The sequence below is a fragment of the Variovorax sp. GW823-FHT04F07 genome (assembly GCF_058795995.1).
This window is the reverse complement of the sequence record NZ_JBXAIG010000004.1, coordinates 318,380-337,532: the sequence shown is the minus strand read 5'-3', so window position 1 is coordinate 337,532 and position 19,153 is coordinate 318,380. Positions and strand designations below refer to the sequence as shown.

Here is a 19,153-nt window from a genome sequence, read left to right as displayed (position 1 = left end):
GTCATGCGGTGGTGGCCTCGGCGAAGGGGCGGATCGTCACGCCGGCCTGCACGAGCCGCTCGCGCACGCGGCGCGCCATCTCGACCGCGCCGGGGCTGTCGCCGTGCACGCAGATCGAATCGGCGCGGATGCGCACCACGCTGCCGTCGATGGCGGTGACGGTGCCTTCGTTGGCCAGCCGCAGCATGCGCTCGGCCACGTCGTTTGCGTCGTGCAGCACGGCGCCGGGTTCGCGGCGCGACACCAGCGTGCCTTGCGGCGTGTAGGCGCGGTCGGCAAAAGCCTCGGCCACCACGCGCAGGCCTTGGGCCTCGGCCCAGCCCACGAGCGGCGAGCCCGCGAGCGCGACGAGGACCAGGCTGGCGTCGATCTCGCGCAGGGCCACGATCACGTCGCGCGCCTGGCGCTCGTCGTGCGCGATGGTGTTGTACAGCGCGCCGTGCGGCTTCACGTAGCGCACGGCGGTGCCGGTCGCGGCGGCCAGGCCTTTCAGGGCGCCGATCTGGTAGATCACGTCGGCGCGCAGGTCGGCGCTGTCGACATCCATGTTGCGACGGCCGAAGCCGACGAGGTCGCGGTAGGCCACGTGGGCGCCCACGGCCACGCCGCGTTCCTTCGCCTGGCGCAGCGTGCGCAGGATGCCCGCGGGGTCGCCGGCGTGGAAGCCGCAGGCCACGTTGGCGCTGCTGACGATGTCGAGCATGGCGGCGTCGTCGCCCATGCGCCAGACGCCGAGGCTTTCGCCGAGGTCACTGTTCAAGTCGATGTTCATCGGGGGTCTCCGGCGTGCACGGCACGCCTCAGGAATCAATGCAGCCGGCCGGCGGTTTCGCGCACGTCGTGGCGCACGGTGAGCGCGGTGCGGATCGCCACGCGGAAGGCCTCGACCTGCGCGTCCAGCGCCATGCTCGCCACGCCGGGTTTCGAGGCGGCTTGCTCGGGCAGGTAGGGCACGTGGACGAAGCCGCCGCGCGTGTGCGCCAGCGCCGGGCGCGTCGCGAGCCGGTGCATGAGCGCGTAGAAGATGTGGTTGCACACGAAGGTGCCGGCGCTGTTGGACACGGCCGCGGGCAGGCCCGCCGCGCGCATGTCGCGCACCATGGCCTTGATCGGCAGCGTCGAGAAGTAGGCCGCCGGGCCGTCCCTGACCACGGGCAGGTCGATGGGCTGCTGGCCGGCGTTGTCGGGAATGCGCGCGTCGTCGATGTTCAGCGCGGCGCGCTCCATCGAGATCTCGGTGCGCCCACCCGCCGCGCCGATGCACAGCACCAGCTGCAGCGGCGGGCCGATCAATGCAGCGTCGAGCGTGTCGATGGCGCGGCCGAACACGCAGGGCAGCTGCACCGCCTGCACCACGGCGCCTTCGCAGGTCCAGCCGTCGAGCGCGCGGGCAATTTCCCACGCGGGGTTGACCGGGTCGTTCTCGAAGGGCTCGAAGCCCGCGAGCAGCACGCGGCGTGCCTTGGCATCGGTGGCGGTGGTCATGCGCGGTGCCTCAGCGGAACATCAGGAAGTACAGCAAGAAGATGTTGACCACCAGCAGCGCGGCCGCGGTGGGTATCTGCACCTTGATCACCGCGTTCTTGTCGGGCAGCTCCAGCAGCGCCGCGGGCACGATGTTGAAGTTGGCCGCCATCGGCGTCATGAGCGTGCCGCAGTAGCCCGAGAACATGCCGATGGCCGCCATCACGGCCGGGTCGCCGTGGTACACGCCCACCAGCACCGGCACGCCGACGCCGCCCGTCATCACCGGGAAGGCCGCGAAGCCGTTGCCCATGATGATCGTGAAGAGGGCCATGCCCAGCACGTACACCGCGACGGCGACGAAGCGGATGTCCATGTTGATGTAGCTGGTGGTGATGTGCGCCACCGCCTTGCCCACGCCGGCGTCGGAGAACACCAGGCCCAGCATGCCGAGCATCTGCGGCAGCACCACGGCCCAGCCGAGCGCGTCGGTCAGGCGGCGCGACTCGCGCATGCCCTGCACGGGCGTCTCGCGCGTCAGCCAGCAGGCCAGCGCCAGCGCCACCACGCAGCCGATGCCCAGGCTCACCAGCGTGGTGTTCTTGGGGTCGAGCAGCAGCGTGCCGCCGAGCTTGATGTGGCTCATGCCCACGGTGCCGATCACGGTGACCAGCGGAATCGCCAGTGCCGGAATGAACAGCTTGTTGCCCAGACGCGTGGCGCTGGCCTGGTACTGCTCGGGCGTGGGCTCGCGGTGCTTGCCCGCGCCGACGCCGCGCAGGCCGGCAATGACGGCCATGCCGATCGCACCGGCGCCCACGAGCGCGGGCGGCAGCTTGTCGCCGATCAGGAAGACCAGCGCATAGATGCCCCAGAAGAGCGCGCTGGTGTAGCGCTTGGGATGCTGGCGGTCGGCCAGCGTCATCACGGCCGTGACGGCGAGGATGAAGCCGACCAGGAGGTACAGGTGCTGGATCGAGAGAATCATGATGCTCAGCGTCCTTCCTTGGCGGGCACGGCGGTGGCGGGCACGTCGGCCTCTGCGGCGCCGCCCAACTCACGGGCCAGTGCCTGGTCGAGCCGGCGCAGGCGCCAGGCGTGGATGATGAAAGCGGCAATGGCCGTCGGGATGCCCCACATCGCGATGTGCAGCGGCTCCACGTCGATGCCCGCTTCGTGCAGGAAGGTGGTCATGAGCACGATGGCGCCGAAGGCCACGAAGATGTCTTCGCCGAAGAACAGGCCCACGTTGTCGGTGGCCGCGGCGTACGCGCGCAGCTTGTGGCGGATGCGGTCGGGCAGCTTGCCGTAGCGCGTCTCGGTGGCGCCTTCGGCCATCGGCGCGAGCAGCGGACGCACCATCTGCGGATGACCGCCCAGGCTGGTCAGGCCCATGGCCGCCGTGAGTTCGCGCGCCGCGAGGTAGACGATCAGCAGGCGGCCGGCGGTGGCCGACTTGATGCGGCTGATCCAGTTCTGCGCGTGCTGGCGCAGGCCGTGGCGCTCCAGCAGGCCGATCACCGCCAGGGGCAGAAGAATGATCAGCGGCAGGTTGCGCGTCTTGATGAAGCCGGTGCCGATGGCCGTGAGGATCGCCATCGGGCCGAAGCCCGCGGCAAACGCCGTCACGATGGCCGTGACGATCACCACCAGCATCGGATTGAAGCGCAGGATGAACCCCGCAATGATCACGGCCACGCCGATCAGCGGCCACAGGGGGACTTCAGGTGTCATGGTTGGTCTTTCGTTGCAATGCAAAACACCGGTGCAGGGGCACCGGTGCGGTCGATTGATGCAAACCTCATGCCAATGAATGAGCAATTCATTTCTTATGAATCACTCATTTCAAACAAGTTGTTGAACAATTTCATGTAGTGTGCCCAACAACAGTGCCTGAATACCCCCATGAAAACCCTGAAACGGGCGCGTTTCGGTGCATCGGCGCGGCATGGCACGGGAGCCGTCTGTTACAACGCAGGCTCGCTGCGCCCCTCTCTTTTCCCCTCCGACCGACCGGCATGACCCGACTGGATTCCCCCGCTTCCCCCACCTCGCCGGCCGCCGGCGCGCTCACGCTCAACGACCGCGTGGCCGAGCTGATCCGCCAGAAGATCGTGAAGGGCGAGTTCTCACCGGGGCAGCGGCTGTCGGAGGCCGCGCTGGCCGACAGCCTGGAGATTTCGCGCAACACCCTGCGCGAGGTGTTCCGCACGCTGACCAAGGAAGGCCTGCTCAAGCACGCGCCGAACCGCGGCGTGTTCGTGGCGGTGCCGAGCATCGCGTCGATCATCGACATCTACCGCGTGCGCCGGCTCATCGAGTGCCAGGCGCTGGCGCAGGCCTACCCGCGCCACCCCGCCAAGAAGCACATGCGCGAGGCGGTCGAGATGGCGCTGAAATGCCGCGACGCCGGCGACTGGCTGGGCGTGGGCACGGCCAACATGGAGTTCCACAAGGGCATCGTCGAGCTGGCCGACAGCGAGCGGCTCAACGTGCTGTTCGCCCACATCCTGGTCGAGCTGCGGCTGGCCTTCGGGCTGCTCAAAGACCCGGAGTTCCTGCACGCGCCCTACGTGGACATGAACACGAAGCTGCTCGAACTCATCGAGGCCGGCAAGTTCGCCGAGGGCTCGGCGGCGCTGAACGACTACCTCATCCACTCCGAGCGCATCGTGCTGGCCGTCTACGCGCGGCAGATGCCGGACGGCGGACTCGACAACTAGTTGAATCCGCCCGCGCCGCGCGGGCTGCCGCGCTAGCGCTCCTTGCCCATCACCAGGTCAGGCAGGATCGTCACGATCGACGGGAACAGCGTGATCAGCGCGATGCACAGCACGAGGCAGAAGAAGAACGGAATCGCCGCCTTGGCGATCACGTTGCTGTCTTTTCCGGTCATGTTCTGCAGCACGAACAGGTTGAAGCCCACGGGCGGCGTGACCTCCGCGATCTCGACCAGCAGCACCACGAAGATGCCGAACCACACGAGGTCGAAGCCCGCCTTCTGGATCATCGGCAGCACCACGGCGCTGGTCAGCACGATCATCGAGATGCCGTCCAGCGCCGTGCCCAGCACCAGGTACACCACCACCAGCGCACCGATGAGCGCGTAGGGCGACAGGTGCATGCTGTCGACCCATTCGGCCAGCTCGCGCGGGATGCCGGTGAAGGCCATGGTCTTGGTGAGGAACGCGGCCCCCGCCAGGATGAACATGATCATGCAGCTGGTGCGCGTGGCACCCATGAGCCCGTCCTTGAAGTTCTGCCAAGTCAGGCTCTTGCCGTAGGCCGCGATGGCCAGCGAGCCCAGCACGCCGAAGGCCGCGCACTCGGTGGCCGTGGCCCAGCCGGCCACCAGCACCCAGACGATGAACACGATCAGCAGCGCGCAGGGAATGAGGTTGCCCGACAGCCGGATCTTTTCCATGAAGGTGGTCGGCGGGTCGGCCGGCGGTACCTGGTCGGGGTGGCGCAGGCTCCACCAGCCGATGTAGCCCGAGAACAGCAGCATCAGCAAAAAGCCCGGCAGGAAGCCGGCCAGGAAGATGCGGATGATCGAGGCGTCGGCCGCCACCGCGTACACCACCATGGTGATCGACGGCGGAATCAGGATGCCCAGCGTGCCGGCCGTGGCCAGCGAGCCGATGGCCAGCTTCTCGTTGTAGCCGCGGCGCTTGAGCTCGGGCAGCGCCACCTTGGCGATGGTCGCGCAGGTGGCGGCCGACGAGCCCGAGACCGAGCCGAACACGCCGCAGCCAAGGATGGTGGTGTGCATGAGCCGGCCGGGCACGCGGTTGAGCCACGGCCGCAGGCCTTCGAACATCTCCTCGCTGAGCTTGGTTCTGAAGAGGATCTCGCCCATCCAGATGAACAGGGGCAGCGCCGCCAGCTCCCAGCTCGCGTTGCTTTCCCAGAAGGCAGAGAACAGGTTCTTGCCAGGCAGGGTGTTGGTGAAGAAGGCCTGGCCGACCCAGCCGACGATGGCCAGGGTCATGGCGATCCACACGCCGCCGGCGAGCAAGAGAAGCATGATGGCGAGCAAGAGCGCGCCCATGAGCAGTGTTTCGAGCATGGCGTGCGTTCAGACGTCGGAGGAAAAATCGCCGGCTGCGTGCCGCTCTTCGATGGCGCGCTGGTAGCTGGGCTTCTCGCCGCGCACCACGCCCACCAGCTCATCGAGCATGGCGATCAAGAGCAGCCAGCAGCCGATCACGAAGGCGGACTGCGGAATCCAGATCGGAATGACCACCAACCCTGTGGCCATCTCCGCGAACTCGTAGCTCTCGTACGTGAAGCTGGTGGCCCAGTAGGTGAGGTAGGCCACCGACACTGCCGCGATCAGCAGGCACATCACGTCCAGCACACGTCGCACTTTCAGCGGCACCGCGTCCAGCAGCAGCGTCACGCGAACGAAGTCACCATGCCGGAACGCATGCGCCATCGCAAAGAAGGCCGCCGCGGCGCACAGCCAGGAGACGATGTCGTTGAGTCCGCTCACGTGCCAGTTCATCTGGCGGCCCACACCGGCCACGATCATCAGCACGAAGATCAGGAAGACGCAGAAAGCGCCCAGCGCGCCTGCACCGTCGTACAGGCGATCGAGGAAGCGGCGCACGGCTTACTTCTTTTTATAGGTGTCGACGATGGCGGCGCCATCGGCACCGGCAGCCTTGAGCCAGTCGGCCTGCATGATGCCGCCGACCTGGCGCATGTCGGTGTCCAGCTTGGGCGAAGGCTTGTGCACCTTCATGCCGCGCTCGGCGAGCAGGCGCTTGTACTCATCGTTCTTCTCCTGAGCGACCTTCCAGCCGCGCGCCTCGGCGTCGGCTGCGGCCTTGGTCACCGCTGCTTTGGTGGTCGCATCTAACGCATCGAAGGCCTTGGCGTTCACGAGGATCGCGTTCTTCGGAATCCACGCCTGCGTGTCGTAGAAGTTCTTGATGTGCTCGAAGGTCTTGGTGTCGTAGCCGGTGGAGCCCGAGCTCATGTAGCTCTCGATCACGCCGGTGGCCATCGCCGCACTCAGTTCGGCCTGCTGGATCTGCACGGGCTGCGCGCCGATGAGTTCGGCGATCTTCGCGGTGGCCGGGCTGTAGGCGCGCCACTTGATGCCGCGCAGGTCGGCCACCGAGCCGATCTCCTTCTTGGTGTAGATGCCCTGCGGCGCCCATGGCACCACGAACAGCACCTTGATGCCTTGGGCGGCGAGCAGCTTGTCCATCGCGGGCTTGGAGGCGTCGTAGAGCTTGCGGGCCTCGGGGTACGTGGTGGCCAGGAAGGGCACGCCGTCCAGCGCGTAGATCGGGTTCTCGTTGGCGTAGTTGGCCAGCAGGATCTCGCCGGCCTGGGCCTGGCCGCTTTGCACGGCGCGCTTGATCTCGGGTGCCTTGAACAGCGACGCGTTGGCATGCACCGTGATCTTCAGCTTGCCGCCGGTGGCCGCGTCCACGTCTTTCGCGAACTGCGTGATGTTCTCGGTGTGGTAGTTGGTCGCGGGGTAGGCATTGGCCAGATCCCATTTGGTCTGGGCGTGAGCGCCGAGAGAGAAGGCCAGGCCCGCGAAGGCAGTGACGACGGCGTGCGCGTAGGGATTTCGCATGGAAACGCTCCAGGAGTGCAAAGAGGGAAAAGGGAGGGAGAGGAAACGAATGAACGAGGCGAAGCCGCGGCGTGCAATCCATGCACGCCGTGGCGCCGACGGCCCAGGGGGCCGGGCCGGCTATTCCTTCTTCTTGGGCGCCAGCTCGAGCGGGCTGGCCGGCAAGTCCGAGCGCCGGGGCTCGGGCTTGTCCGCGACCTTGCAGTCCTGGTCCTTGAACGGGCCGGCCTCGCGCACCCAGTCGGGGCTGATCGGATGCTGCGCGCAGACGGCCTTGCCGCTGACCTTGTTGCGCATCAGGTAGAAGCTCTCGGTGGGTTGCGCCAGGGCCGCGCCCGACAACGCCAGGCCGACGATGCCGATGAAGAGTTGGTGTTTCATGTCCATGCCTTCTTGTGATGCAACGTTGTCAGGGTGCCGGCGCCGACAGGGTCTTCGCCATCGCGATCACCAGGTTGCGGCCCTGGGCCACGATGGAATCGCGGAAGCCCTCGAAGGTTGCATCCGTGATCTTGCCGTCGCTGCCTGCACCGAAACGCGTCATGACCGGCGTGTGGATGTGTCCGGCGGGAATGTTCAGCTTGAAGGTGTCGCGCAGCAGCGTGTTGCGGTACGCGCTCGCATTGGAGAGGTAGTTGCCGCCGCCGCCCCGGCTGGCGCAGTTGTTGTCCAGCGGGCCCAGCGCGTCTTTCTTGCACGGCTGCACGGAGTAGGTGTCACGCCGCAGCACGTCCCAGCCACCGGGCGTGCCGGTGTCGCGGTTGATGACGCCCTCGCCGGTCTTCGCGTCGATCATGGCCTTGAACGGCAGCGTCGACACCGTGAACTGCGGCGGCGTCTCCTTGGCCCAGGGCCGCGGCATGAAGCCGAGCCAGCGCTCCGGCGGATAGATGTCGCAGTCGAGCACCGAAGGGAACCTGTCGCCGTCCATGCAGGCGGGCCAGACGTTGTCGTTGCCCGGGATGCTGGCCAGGTGGTAGCGGCCGTTGAAGTGCTCCAGGTGGAAGGCACCGCCGCCCTGGCTCATGGAGATGGACGCGTCCACGCGCTTGGGCCCGGGCTTGAACCACGGTCCCAGCGTGTCTTCCTGCATGCCCTGCAGGAAGGGCGGGTAGTTCACGGGCAGGATGAAGGTGCGGATGACGGCCGTGGTGCCGTCGCCCAGCGCCACGGTGTTGCCGTCCAGCGAGAGGATGGTCGCGCCCGAGGGATTGCCGATGCGGATGTTCGGGTTGTCGTGAACGCCCGGCGTGCCCAGCGTGAAGGGATCGAAGCCGCTGACGAGGATGCGCTTGTGGCCCGCGCCTTCCGGGAAGTCGATCGCGTACTGGCCGCGCGACGCGCGCTCGAATTCGTTCTCCAGCGCGGCGCGCTGTGCGTCGTCGAGCGGGAAGTCGGGCTTCCACTGGCGCAGCGCGAACGTCATGGTCAGGCGCGCCCAGTACAGCATGCGGTCGTCGCTCTGCGGCAGGCTGCCCTCGACCTTGCGGCCCTGCACCCGGTCCACCGCGGCCTGCCACAGCTGCTGGCCCTCGGCCTTCAGCAGGGCCACGGCCGCGTCGTAGCTCGATGCGCCGGCCAGGCCGTCCTTGCACAGCTTGAGTGCGAACGCCGGCCCGAATTTGTCGAAGCCGCTGGCCTGCAGCAGCTGCTGCGAGAAGCTCGCCGCATCGCTGGCGCTGAGCTTGTTGGGCAGACGCTGCTCTTCGTACGAGGCCGCAACGCCGGTGTCCATCGCGCACCTGGCCTGGATCGCCGGCGGCGCGGGCGGTGGGGGATTCGTCGTCGGTGGCGGTGCGGGCGGCGGTGCGTTGGCAGCGGCGATCGCTGCTGCAATGGCCGCGACGGTGGCCGGGTCAGCCCCGCCACCTCCGCCGCCACCTCCGCATCCCGCCACCTCCGCATCCCGCCAGCACCGCCGCGCAGATGCCCAGCCCCAATGCATTCCGACGCCAGGAGATGCCGCCCTGCGGGGCGCCCGTGGCGTCCTTCGCTTTGCAGTCGTCCCCCGCAGAGGGGCTCGGATGAAAGTCGCTTGCCATGACGAATCGCTCCCATGAATGTGGTGTGTGCAGACAAGGAAAGCCTCGCGGCCGGTTGCCGTGAGCCTCGGCAATTGGTCAACACCACCATGCATCCAGGTCTCAACCATTCGATCTTGGTTGAGCTTAGATTGATGTTTTGTTGAACAATTAATCGAATGATGCCCCACCATATTCGTCATGAAATTGGTGCAAACCCGCGAGATGAAGGACGCGCCCACCAACGCTGCACAGCGGCGCCTTGGTGATTCGTGGGGTGCGCGCGAGGGCAAACGAGCACCGCAGGCAGAGCGACGCGCCGCCCCGGACTGCTGAAATAATGACCACCCCGCCACACCCACCGCCGGATGCGCCATGACCCTGTCCGCCTATCTGCTGTTCCTGCCCGCCTGCTTCGCCATCAACATGGCGTTCGGCCCCAACAACCTGCTGTCGGTGACCAACGGCGCGAAGCACGGCGTGTCGCCGGCCGTGATCGCGGCGAGCGGCCGGCTCGTGGCCTTCGCGGTCATGATCGCCATCGCGGGCCTGGGCATGGGCGCGGTGTTGGTCGCATCGGAGCTGGCCTTCGACGTCATCAAGTACATCGGTGCCGCGTACCTCGTGTGGATCGGCGTCCGGCTGCTGCGCGCACCGGCGCCGACTGCGCAGGTGCAGGCGCACGAGGCCGCGCTGCCGTCGATGCGTGCGCTGGTGCGCCAGGAATTCACGGTGGCGGCCGGCAACCCGAAGGCGATCCTGGTGTTCACCGCCTTCTTCCCGCAGTTCGTGGTGCCTGGCGCGTACGCGTCGAGCTACGTGCTGCTGGGCGTGACCTTCCTGGTGTTCGAGCTGGTGGCGATCGCGCTGTATGCGCTGCTCGGCGCGCGCATGCGCCGCCTGGCCAACGGCAGCCGCGCGATGCGCTGGTTCAACCGCGTGAGCGGCAGCATGATGGTCGGCTTCGGGCTGATCCTCGCGTTCACGCGCCGGCCTGCTGGTTGAATGGCTGACCGCGCGGCGGTCAGCACTCGACGATGTTCACGGCGAGGCCGCCGCGCGAGGTTTCCTTGTACTTGGTCTTCATGTCCGCGCCGGTCTGCATCATGGTCTGGATGACCTTGTCCAGCGACACGAAGTGCGAGCCGTCGCCGCGCAGGGCCATGCGCGCCGCGTTGATGGCCTTCACCGCGCCCATCGCATTGCGCTCGATGCACGGGATCTGAACCAGCCCGCTGACCGGGTCGCAGGTCATGCCCAGGTTGTGTTCCATGCCGATCTCGGCCGCGTTCTCGACCTGCCCCGGCGTGCCGCCCATCACCGCGGCGAGCGCGCCCGCCGCCATCGAGCAGGCGACACCGACCTCGCCCTGGCAGCCGACCTCGGCGCCCGAGAGCGAGCCGTTCTTCTTGTAGAGGATACCGATGGCCGCGGCGGTGAGCAGGAACTCGACCACGGCCTCGTCGCCCGCGCCGGGAAAGAAGCGCTGGTGGTAATGCAGCACCGCCGGAATCACGCCCGCCGCGCCGTTGGTGGGCGCGGTGACCACGCGCCCGCCGGCCGCGTTCTCTTCGTTGACGGCCATGGCGTACAGGTTGACCCAGTCCATCGCCGCGAGCGGGTCCGGCGCGGCCTGCGCGGTGCCGCTGCCCTGCAGCTGAGCGAACAGGTCGGCCGCGCGCCGCCGCACCTGCATGCGCCCGGGCAAGGTGCCGGTGCTCGCGCAGCCGCGGCGCACGGCGCCGGCCATCGCGTCCCACACCTGCAGCAATTCCGATCGCACCTCGGCCTGCGGTCGCCACTGCGTTTCGTTGGCCATCATCAGCGCGGCAATCGACAGGCCCTGCGCGCGGCATTGCGCCAGCAGTTCCGCGCCGCTGTCGAAGGCGAAGGGCAAGGCGGCCGGCGCCGGGCGCTGCACGCCGGCTTCGTTGCGCACGCTCTCGCCCTGTGCATCGACGACGAAGCCGCCGCCGACCGAAAAGTAGTCCGCTTCGACCAAGGCCTGGCCCTGCGCATCCAGCGCGATGAAGCGCAGGCCGTTCGGGTGCCGGGGCAGGCTCTTGCGCAGGAAGAGCAGGTGCTCCTTCTCGTCGAAGGCCACGGCGTGCGTGCCGAGCAGGCGCAACTGCCGCTCGCGCCGGATGGTGGCGATGGCAGGCTCGATGGTGTCGGGGTCGATGCGGTCCGGCCGGTGGCCTGCGAGCCCGAGCAGCACGGCGCGGTCGGTGCCGTGGCCGCGGCCGGTGGCGCTCAGCGAGCCGTACAGCTGCGTCACCAGCGCGGCCACCTGCGGCAGCAGGCCCCGCGATTGCAGCAGGCAGGCGAACTGCCGCGCCGCGATCATCGGCCCGACCGTGTGCGAGCTCGAGGGGCCGATGCCGATCTTGAACAGATCGAAGGCGCTGACCGGCGTCGAAGGCGCCTTCGCCGTACTTGTCACCGCGCCTTCACCGCCAGGTTCCACAGCGCCACGAGCTGCTCGTACTCCGCCGAGGCCGCTTCCTGGTCGAGCGGGAAGACCTTGATGGCGCTCAGGTCGGGCAGCGAGGTGAGCTTGGACACCGCGATGTCGCTGCGCACCGGACGGCGGAAGTTCTTCACCAGCAGCTCCTGCTGCGTTTCCTTGCTCAGCAGGCCGTTGTAGAGCGCGACGGCGGCGTCCATGTTCTTCGCGCCCTTCACGATGAACATGCCTTCGGGCGCCAGGTAGCTGCCCTCGGTGGGATAGACCAGCTTGATCTCCTTCTGGCCGCCCGCCACGTACTCCTGCGCCGCGTACTCGATGGTCAGGCCCACCGGGTACTCGCCGGCGGCCACGCCCTTGTAGGTGCTGCCCGACGAGGCGGTGACGACCGCGTTGGCCGCCAGCTTGCCCAGGCCGTCGCGGCCGAACTGCTTGAGCAGGCCATACACCAGCATGTAGGCCGTGGCGCTCTTGCTCGGGTCGGTGATGGCGAACTTGCCCTTCCACTCGGGGCGCATGAGGTCCGACCAGGTCTTGGGCGCAGGCATGCCCTTGAGCTGGCGCTCGTTGACCATCATCACCATGACGTGCACGTTGGTGCCGACCCACAGGTCGTTCGGGCCGCGGAAGGCCGCGGGCACCGCCGCGAGGTCGGGCGACTTGTAGGGCGCCATCTGGTCCTTGTAGGCGCCCAGCGTGCCGAAGCCGCCGCTCCACAGCACGTCGCCGCGCGGGTTCTTGGCCTCGGCCTGGATGCGCTTCATCAGCGTGCCGGTGCCGCCCGTGACCTGCTGCACCGTGAGCCCGGGCGTCTTCTTCTTGACCACGGCCAGCGCGGTCTCGACGGTTTCGGTGTTGTTGGACGAATAGAGCACCACCGTCTGCGCACCCGCGACGCCCGCCGTGAGGGCCAGGGTCGCGAACGCGCATTTCGCCAGGGACTTGAAGGACATGAAAACCTCGCAGGTTGAAGTGAATGGGTGGGTCATTTGCTGGAGAAGAGGTTGATGCGGAACACCTTGATCGCCACCACGATGGGCAGCAGGATCACGCTGACCAGTGCCGCGCCGTAGGCCGAGGCCAGGCCCAGGCGGCCGCCGTCGACCTGGCGGAAGATGGCGATGGGCATGGTCTCCAGGCCGCCCGTGTAGACCACGATGGAGGCCGACAGCTCCGAGATCGTGGTCACCCACATCAGGATGGCGGCCGAGATGATCGAGGCCTTCATGGCCGGCAGCAGCACCTTGAAGAAGGTCTTCAGCGGCGACACGCCCAGGCTGATCGAGGCCTCCTCGATGGAGTCCGAGATGTTGAACAGCGTCGACGACGCGTTGCGCACCGCGAAGGGCAGGCGGCGCACCGTGTAGCACAGCACCATGATCCCCGAGGTGCCCGCCAGCACCAGCCAGCCGGTGTTGAAGGTCTGCACCAGCGCAATGCCCAGCACCGTGCCCGAGATGGTCAGCGGCAGCACCACGATGTAGTCCAGCAGCTGCGTGAAGGGGTTGCGCTTCTTGATCGTCAGGTAGCTCACGAGCACTGCGAAGGCCACGCCCACCACGGTGGCCATCGAGGCGAACTTCAGCGAGTTGATGATCGGCTCGGGCGCACCGCGCAGCGCGCGTTCCAGGCTGGACAGCGACCACTGGCCCCAGCGCATCACGGGCCCGCTGGTCTCGGTGAAGGCGCCCACGAAGACGATGAGCAGCGGCAGCATCGACAGCACGATGATCACGCCCACGCTGAGCGTGTAGAACACCGCCGCGCCCGAGCGCACGCGCACCACGGCGGGCGCGCGGCCCTGCGTCATCGTGTAGATCTTGCGTTCGACCACGCGCTTCTGGAAGAACAGCACGATGGCCACGATGCCGATGGACACCACCGACATCGCGCTTTGCAGCGTGGGGCTGCCGCCCATCTCGCCGACGAAGGCGTTGTACGTCATGACCGACAGCAGCGGCACGCTGCTGCCCAGCACCACCGACAGCGCGAAGTTGCCCACCACCAGCGTGAACACCACCAGCGCATTGACCAGCACCGCCGGCAGGATCACCGGCACCAGCACGCGCAGCTTGGTCACCAGCGGCGAGGTGCCCAGGCTCAGGCCGGCTTCTTCGAGCTGGCCGTCGAAGCCGCGCAGCGCGGCCAGCACGCCCAGGTAGATGTAGGTGTAGTAGACCAGCGTCATGGAGAACACCATGCCGGTCCAGCCGTAGAAGGTCGGCAGCGTGATGCCCGCGCCCGCGAGCAGGTTGGTCACCAGCCCGTTGTTGCCCAGCAGCAGCAGCCACGACTGGCCCACGATGATCTCGGGGATCACGATGGTCATGATCGGCAGCACCGCCACCAGGTTCTTCAGCGGGAAGTCGTAGCGCGCCACCATGTAGGCGAAGGGCACGCCCACGGCCACCGTGCAGGCCGTGACCGACACGCCGAGCACCAGCGTGTTGCGGAACGCGAGCAGGTATTCGCTGTCCTGCAGCAAGGTGATGAAGCCGGACAGCGAGAACGCGCCCGACTCGTCGCGCACGCTGTTCACGAACAGCGTGCCCAGCGGGTAGAACACGAAGAACAGCAGCAGCACGAGGCTGAGCAGGGTCAGGAAACCCCAGGGCCACCAGTTGATTTTCATGGCGTGCGTCCGTTCAGGCGGCGACGACGCGGCTGTCGGCCGGCACAAGCACCTGCACCGCATCGCCGGCCTGGAAGTCGGCCACCATGTTGCCGGCGTGAAGCTCGACGCGGATCTCCGACTGGTCGTGCAGCCGGATGCGGTAGGCGGTCTTGAAGCCCAGGTACTGGCGGCGCAGCACCTCGCCCGCGATGGCGTTGGGCACGTGGGGCGCGGGCGCCATCAGCGACAGCGCCTCGGGGCGCGCGATGAGGATGCCCTGCGCGCCCAGCGCGGCGCCGCCCTGCTTGCCGTCCAGTTGCTGGCCGCACAGCTGGTAGCGCACGTGCGACGCGGCCCCGCCGGCGGACTCGGCCGGCACCGGGATCACGTTGGCCGAGCCGATGAAGTCCGCCACGTAGGCGTTCACCGGCGTGCCGTACAGCTCTTCGGGCGTGCCCAGCTGCGCGATGCTGCCGCGGTCCATGATGGCGATGCGGTCGGACATGGCCAGCGCCTCTTCCTGGTCGTGCGTGACGAACACGGTGGTGATGCCGGCCTCGCGCACGAGGTCGAGGATCACGTCGCGCATCTGCAGGCGCATCTTGGCGTCGAGGTTGGACAGCGGCTCGTCCATCAGCAGCACGCGCGGGCGGATCACCAGCGCGCGCGCCAGCGCCACGCGCTGGCGCTGGCCGCCGCTCATCTGCGCCGGGTAGCGGTCGGCCAGCGCGAGCAGGCTCACCTTGTCCAGCGCCTCGTTGACGCGCCGGGCGATCTCGGCCTTGGGCACCTTGCGCGCGCGCAGGCCGTAGGCCACGTTGTCGAAGGCCGTCTTGTCGGGGAACAGTGCGTAGTCCTGGAACACCATGCCGATGTCGCGGTGGTGGGTGGACACGCGCGTCACGTCGTCCTTGTCGAAAAGAATGCGCCCGCCGTCGGGTTCGTTGAAGCCCGCGATGCAGCGCAGCAGGGTCGTCTTGCCGCAGCCGCTGGGGCCCAGCAGGGTGTAGAAGGCGCCATCGGGCACATGCAGCGACAGGTTCTGCAGCACCGTCTGGTTGGCGAACTGCTTCACGACGTTGTCGATGGTGATGGAAGCCATGTCTCTTGTTCAGGGTGGAAGGAAGCGCGATGCTAGGTGCGCCCTCCACACGCCACCAGCCGTATTTTTTAAGGCGGCCGGTTAGTTTTTCTGCAGGCTTCCCGGTCTACGATGCGCGCCGGCCTCCAACCCCGGGCGGCACGCAACCGAACACGAAAAGAACATGAGGAAGACAAGCCCGCTCGCCAAGGGTCGCATGTGGTGACCCGACGCCTCCCCCCTTTGAAGGCGCTGCGCGCCTTCGAAGCGGCGGCGCGCCATGCCAACTTCACCGCGGCCGCCGACGAACTCAGCATCACGCACAGCGCCGTCAGCCAGCAGATCCGCCTGCTGGAGGACTACCTGGGCCAGCCGCTGTTCGCGCGCGAGGCCCGCGGCGCGACGCTGCTGCCCCATGCGCGCGACTACTTCGCCGAGGTGCAGGCCAGCCTGGACCGCATCGCCAGCGCCACGGCCGCGCTGAAGTCGCCCCACCAGCGCGCCAGCCTGCGCGTGTGCACCACGCCTTCGCTGGCGATGAAGTGGCTCATTCCGCGGCTGGCCGGCTTCCAGGCCCTGGCGCCACAGACCGACGTGCAGCTGTCGACCCTGGGCCGGCAGTTCTTCGACCAGGCCGAGGCCGGCAGCGACGTGCTGATCCGCCGCATTCCCATGCAGCGCCCCGACCACACCTGCGTGCGCTGCCTGGACGACCACCTCGTGGCCGTGGCGTCGCCGCGCTTCATCGAGCGCCACCGCATCGCCAGCATGGCCGACTGCCTGGGCCACCCGCTGCTGCAGGCCGCCGGCGAAGTGGAGAACTGGCCGCGCTGGTTCGAGCTGGCCGGCGTGCGCGTGCCGCCCCAGCTGCCGGGCCCCGTGTTCGACCACCAGTTTCTTTGCATGCAGGCCGCCATGAACGACCTGGGGCTCGCGCTGGCGCCCTGGTGCCTGCTCGAGGAAGACATCCGCGCCGACCGGCTGCGCGTGGTGTTTCCCGAACCCCGCCTGCCCGCCTCGGGCGTCTACGCGCTGTACCGCACCGAAGGGCCGGTGGCCGCGCTGGCACGGCAGTTCGTCGACTGGCTCGGCACGCAGCACTGGAACGCGGGAAGCCCCACCCCATGACCACCACGCTCACTCTTCCTCTCCTGCGGCTGTCGGACTTCAAGCTGATCGCCTTCGACATGGACTCGACGCTGATCGACATCGAGACGGTCGACGAGATCGCCGACATCGCGGGCTGCGGCCCCGAGGTCGCGGCCATCACCGAGGCCACGATGCGCGGCGAGATCACCGACTACAAGGACAGCCTGCGCCGGCGCGTGGCCCTGCTGCGCGGCGTGCCGCTGTCGGCGCTGCAGGCCGTGTACGACCAGCGCCTGCACCTGAACCCCGGCGCCGAGACGCTGATCGCCGCGTGCAAGCAGGCCGGCCTGCGCGTCGTGCTGCTGAGCGGCGGCTTCACCTTCTTCACCGACCGGCTGCGCGATCGATTGAAGCTGGACGACACGCGCTCCAACGTGCTGGAGATCGAAGACAGCCGGCTCACCGGGCGCATGCTGCCCCAACCCTGGGGCGACATCTGCGACGGCGAAGCCAAGAAGGACAAGCTGCTCGAATGCTGCCGTGCGATGGGCATATCGCCGACCCAGGCCATTGCCGTGGGCGACGGCGCGAACGACCTGCCGATGATGCGCGTGGCCGGGCTGTCGGTGGCCTACCACGCCAAGCCGATGGTGCGCGAGGCTGCCATGCTGGCGATCGACGAGGGCGGACTCGACCGGCTGCTCGATCTGCTCAAGCCTTGAGGTATTCGGCCTTCGTGCCGAGCCAGCGGTCGATGTGGCGTTGCGCCAGCTCGGGGTGTTTCTGCAGCATCACCGGCGCGAGTTCGCGCGCCCAGTCGAGCAGCAGCGTGTCGGTCGCGAGGTCGGCAAAACGCAGCAGCGGCGCGCCCGACTGGCGCGCGCCGAGGAACTCGCCGGGGCCGCGGATCTCCAGGTCGCGCCGCGCGATCTCGAAGCCGTCGCCGGTCTCGGCCATGGCCTTGAGGCGCGCGCGCGCCGCCTCGCCCACGCGGCCGCTGTCGCCCGGCGCATAGAGCAGCACGCAGGCCGAGGCCGCCGCGCCGCGCCCCACGCGCCCGCGCAGCTGGTGCAGCTGCGAGAGGCCGAAGCGCTCGGCATGCTCGATCACCATCAGCGAGGCGTTGGGCACGTCCACGCCCACTTCGATCACCGTCGTACTCACCAGCACCTGGATCTCGTTGGCGGTGAAGGCGGCCATCACCGCCTGCTTCTCGGCCGTGGGCATGCGCGAATGCAGCAGGCCGACCTGGATGTGCTCGCCCAGCGTGCCGGCGAGTTCGTCGCGCGTCTCGGTGGCGTTGCGCAGGTCGACCGCCTCGCTCTCCTCGATCAGCGGGCAGACCCAGTAGACCTGCCGGCCTTGCGAAATCTGCGCCTGGATGCGGTCGATGACCTCGTCGCGCCGGTGGTCGGCCACCAGCTTGGTGACGATGGGCGTGCGGCCGGGCGGCAGTTCGTCGAGCGTGGAGACATCGAGGTCGGCGTAGTAGCTCATCGCGAGCGTGCGGGGAATCGGCGTGGCGCTCATCATCAGCAGGTGCGGTTCGAGATGACCGCCGGCCTTGCCGCGCAAGGCAAGGCGCTGCGCGACACCGAAGCGGTGCTGCTCGTCGATGATGGCCAGCGCCAGGTTCCTGAAGCGCACCTTTTCCGAGATGACCGCGTGCGTGCCGATGACCAACGCGGCCTCGCCGCTCTCGACGGCGGCCGACATCTCGTCGCGTTCCTTCTTCTTCTGGCTGCCCGTGAGCCAGGCCACGCGCAGGCCGCGCTCGGCAAGCAGGGGATCGAGCCAGCCGACCAGCTTGCCGAAGTGCTGGGCCGCGAGGATTTCGGTGGGCGCCATCAGCGCGCACTGGAAGCCCGCGTCGATGCAGCGCGCCGCGGCCAGCGCCGCGACCACGGTCTTGCCCGAGCCCACGTCGCCCTGCAGCAGGCGGTGCATCGGGATCTGGCGGTGCAGGTCGGCCGTGATCTCCTCGCCCACGCGCTGCTGCGCACCGGTGAGGCCGAAGGGCAGCACGGCGAGCAACTGCGCATGCAGCGAGCTCGCCGCCGCGTCGGTGGACGCGGGCAGCACGGGCGCACGCTGCGCCGCGCGCTCCAGCCGCGCCTGCAGCTGCGAGAGCTGCTGCGCCAGCAGCTCCTCGGCCTTGATGCGCTGCCACGCCGGGTGGCTGTGGTCTTCGAGCGCGGCGATCGACACGTCGGGCGTCGGGTAGTGCAGGAAGCTCAGCGCGCTGCGCAGGTCCCACGCGCCGCGCAGGCCGATCTGCACCGGAATCGTCTCGTCGAGCAGCGCGCGCGCCAGGCCCGAGCGCACCTCGCGTCGCAGCACCGGCTGCGCAAGCCCGGCCACGGTCGAGTACACCGGCGTGAGCGCGTTGGGCAGCGCGGTGCCGGCCGCCTTGACGGTCGGGTGCATGATCTGCCGCCCCACGAAACCGCCGCGCATCTCGCCGCGCACGCGCACCTTGGCGCCCACCGCGAGCTGCTTCTGCTGCGAGGGATAGAAGTTGAAGAAGCGCAGCTGGCAGGTGTCGCTGCCGTCGTCGATGGTGGCGATGAGCTGGCGGCGCGGTCGGAACACCACCTCGCACTCGGTGACCACGCCCTCGACCTGCGCCATGTCGCCGTCGCGCGTGTCGACCAGGCGCACGATGCGGGTCTCGTCCTCGTAGCGCATCGGCAGGTAGAGCGCGAAGTCGATGTCGCGCACGAGGCCGAGCTTGCGCAGCGCGCGCTGCACGAGGCTCAGGCCGGTGCCGGGCGGTGACGCCGGCGCGGCGGGGGGAGTCGGTTCTTTCTTGGCGGGCACG

18 protein-coding genes are annotated in these 19,153 nt (G+C 68.3%); 4 read left to right on the top strand and 14 right to left on the bottom strand.

Annotation, left to right across the window (positions count from 1 at the left end):
* Position 1: 1 nt before the first annotated feature.
* Genes AC1RAA_RS20675 through AC1RAA_RS20660 form a run of 4 tightly spaced genes read right to left on the bottom strand, consistent with a single transcriptional unit; the run spans position 2 to position 3,198 of the window.
* Positions 2-772 carry a LamB/YcsF family protein gene (locus tag AC1RAA_RS20675; protein ID WP_492730361.1) on the bottom strand — a complete coding sequence of 257 codons (771 nt, stop codon included), beginning with the start codon at positions 770-772 and terminating at the stop codon, positions 2-4.
* A gap of 35 nt (positions 773-807) precedes the next feature.
* Complete coding sequence (pcp, locus tag AC1RAA_RS20670) at positions 808-1,485, bottom strand: pyroglutamyl-peptidase I (RefSeq protein WP_492730359.1); 678 nt, start codon at positions 1,483-1,485, stop codon at positions 808-810.
* 10 nt (positions 1,486-1,495) lie between these two features.
* Entirely contained in the window at positions 1,496-2,452 is a 957-nt protein-coding gene (locus tag AC1RAA_RS20665; protein WP_095950363.1) for a DUF979 domain-containing protein, read from the bottom strand.
* A 5-nt stretch (positions 2,453-2,457) separates the two neighbouring features.
* Entirely contained in the window at positions 2,458-3,198 is a 741-nt protein-coding gene (locus AC1RAA_RS20660; protein WP_062477421.1) for a DUF969 domain-containing protein, read from the bottom strand.
* A 284-nt stretch (positions 3,199-3,482) separates the two neighbouring features.
* On the opposite strand from AC1RAA_RS20660, the gene AC1RAA_RS20655 reads away from it, so the two are divergent.
* Positions 3,483-4,187 carry a GntR family transcriptional regulator gene (locus AC1RAA_RS20655; protein ID WP_492730357.1) on the top strand — a complete coding sequence of 235 codons (705 nt, stop codon included), beginning with the start codon at positions 3,483-3,485 and terminating at the stop codon, positions 4,185-4,187.
* 32 nt (positions 4,188-4,219) lie between these two features.
* Here AC1RAA_RS20655 and AC1RAA_RS20650 read toward each other — a convergent pair whose 3' ends face one another.
* From AC1RAA_RS20650 to AC1RAA_RS20630, 5 genes are all read right to left on the bottom strand, one after another.
* Positions 4,220-5,533 carry a TRAP transporter large permease gene (locus AC1RAA_RS20650; RefSeq protein ID WP_492730355.1) on the bottom strand — a complete coding sequence of 438 codons (1,314 nt, stop codon included), beginning with the start codon at positions 5,531-5,533 and terminating at the stop codon, positions 4,220-4,222.
* Positions 5,534-5,542: 9 nt separating this feature from the next.
* Complete coding sequence (locus AC1RAA_RS20645) at positions 5,543-6,076, bottom strand: TRAP transporter small permease (RefSeq protein WP_095747225.1); 534 nt, start codon at positions 6,074-6,076, stop codon at positions 5,543-5,545.
* Between the two features lie 3 nt (positions 6,077-6,079).
* Positions 6,080-7,060, bottom strand: coding sequence for a TRAP transporter substrate-binding protein (locus AC1RAA_RS20640; RefSeq protein WP_492686991.1), 981 nt, complete (start codon positions 7,058-7,060; stop codon positions 6,080-6,082).
* Between the two features lie 120 nt (positions 7,061-7,180).
* Positions 7,181-7,441: a hypothetical protein gene (locus AC1RAA_RS20635; protein WP_225616844.1), complete on the bottom strand. Its 261-nt coding sequence runs from the start codon at positions 7,439-7,441 to the stop codon at positions 7,181-7,183.
* Positions 7,442-7,469: 28 nt separating this feature from the next.
* Positions 7,470-8,795: a PA0049 C-terminal domain-containing protein gene (locus AC1RAA_RS20630; RefSeq protein ID WP_492730353.1), complete on the bottom strand. Its 1,326-nt coding sequence runs from the start codon at positions 8,793-8,795 to the stop codon at positions 7,470-7,472.
* Between the two features lie 661 nt (positions 8,796-9,456).
* Here AC1RAA_RS20630 and AC1RAA_RS20625 point away from each other — a divergent pair.
* Positions 9,457-10,086: a LysE family translocator gene (locus AC1RAA_RS20625; protein WP_492730351.1), complete on the top strand. Its 630-nt coding sequence runs from the start codon at positions 9,457-9,459 to the stop codon at positions 10,084-10,086.
* A gap of 19 nt (positions 10,087-10,105) precedes the next feature.
* On the opposite strand, the gene AC1RAA_RS20620 is transcribed toward AC1RAA_RS20625, so the two are convergent.
* The 4 genes from AC1RAA_RS20620 to AC1RAA_RS20605 are packed head-to-tail and all read right to left on the bottom strand — an operon-like array spanning position 10,106 to position 15,264.
* Positions 10,106-11,524 carry an L-serine ammonia-lyase gene (locus tag AC1RAA_RS20620; protein WP_492730350.1) on the bottom strand — a complete coding sequence of 473 codons (1,419 nt, stop codon included), beginning with the start codon at positions 11,522-11,524 and terminating at the stop codon, positions 10,106-10,108.
* A complete protein-coding gene (locus AC1RAA_RS20615; protein WP_095950356.1) occupies positions 11,521-12,501 on the bottom strand; it encodes an ABC transporter substrate-binding protein in 981 nt (326 codons plus the stop codon). Before AC1RAA_RS20615 ends, AC1RAA_RS20620 begins: the two co-directional genes overlap by 4 nt.
* A gap of 32 nt (positions 12,502-12,533) precedes the next feature.
* Positions 12,534-14,180, bottom strand: a complete 1,647-nt coding sequence (locus AC1RAA_RS20610; protein ID WP_062477436.1) for an ABC transporter permease — start codon at positions 14,178-14,180, stop codon at positions 12,534-12,536.
* Positions 14,181-14,193: 13 nt separating this feature from the next.
* On the bottom strand, positions 14,194-15,264 hold the full coding sequence (locus AC1RAA_RS20605; protein ID WP_062477439.1) for an ABC transporter ATP-binding protein: 1,071 nt from the start codon (positions 15,262-15,264) through the stop codon (positions 14,194-14,196).
* A 198-nt stretch (positions 15,265-15,462) separates the two neighbouring features.
* Here AC1RAA_RS20605 and AC1RAA_RS20600 point away from each other — a divergent pair, with 198 nt between their 5' ends.
* A complete protein-coding gene (locus tag AC1RAA_RS20600) occupies positions 15,463-16,371 on the top strand; it encodes a LysR substrate-binding domain-containing protein (RefSeq protein WP_492730348.1) in 909 nt (302 codons plus the stop codon).
* Positions 16,368-17,054: a phosphoserine phosphatase SerB gene (gene serB, locus AC1RAA_RS20595; protein ID WP_492730347.1), complete on the top strand. Its 687-nt coding sequence runs from the start codon at positions 16,368-16,370 to the stop codon at positions 17,052-17,054. The genes AC1RAA_RS20600 and serB overlap by 4 nt, the downstream gene beginning before the upstream one ends.
* Here the strand turns inward: serB and recG are convergent.
* Positions 17,044-19,152, bottom strand: a complete 2,109-nt coding sequence (gene recG, locus AC1RAA_RS20590) for an ATP-dependent DNA helicase RecG (protein ID WP_492730346.1) — start codon at positions 19,150-19,152, stop codon at positions 17,044-17,046. The genes serB and recG overlap by 11 nt on opposite strands.
* Between the last annotated feature and the right edge of the window lies 1 nt (position 19,153).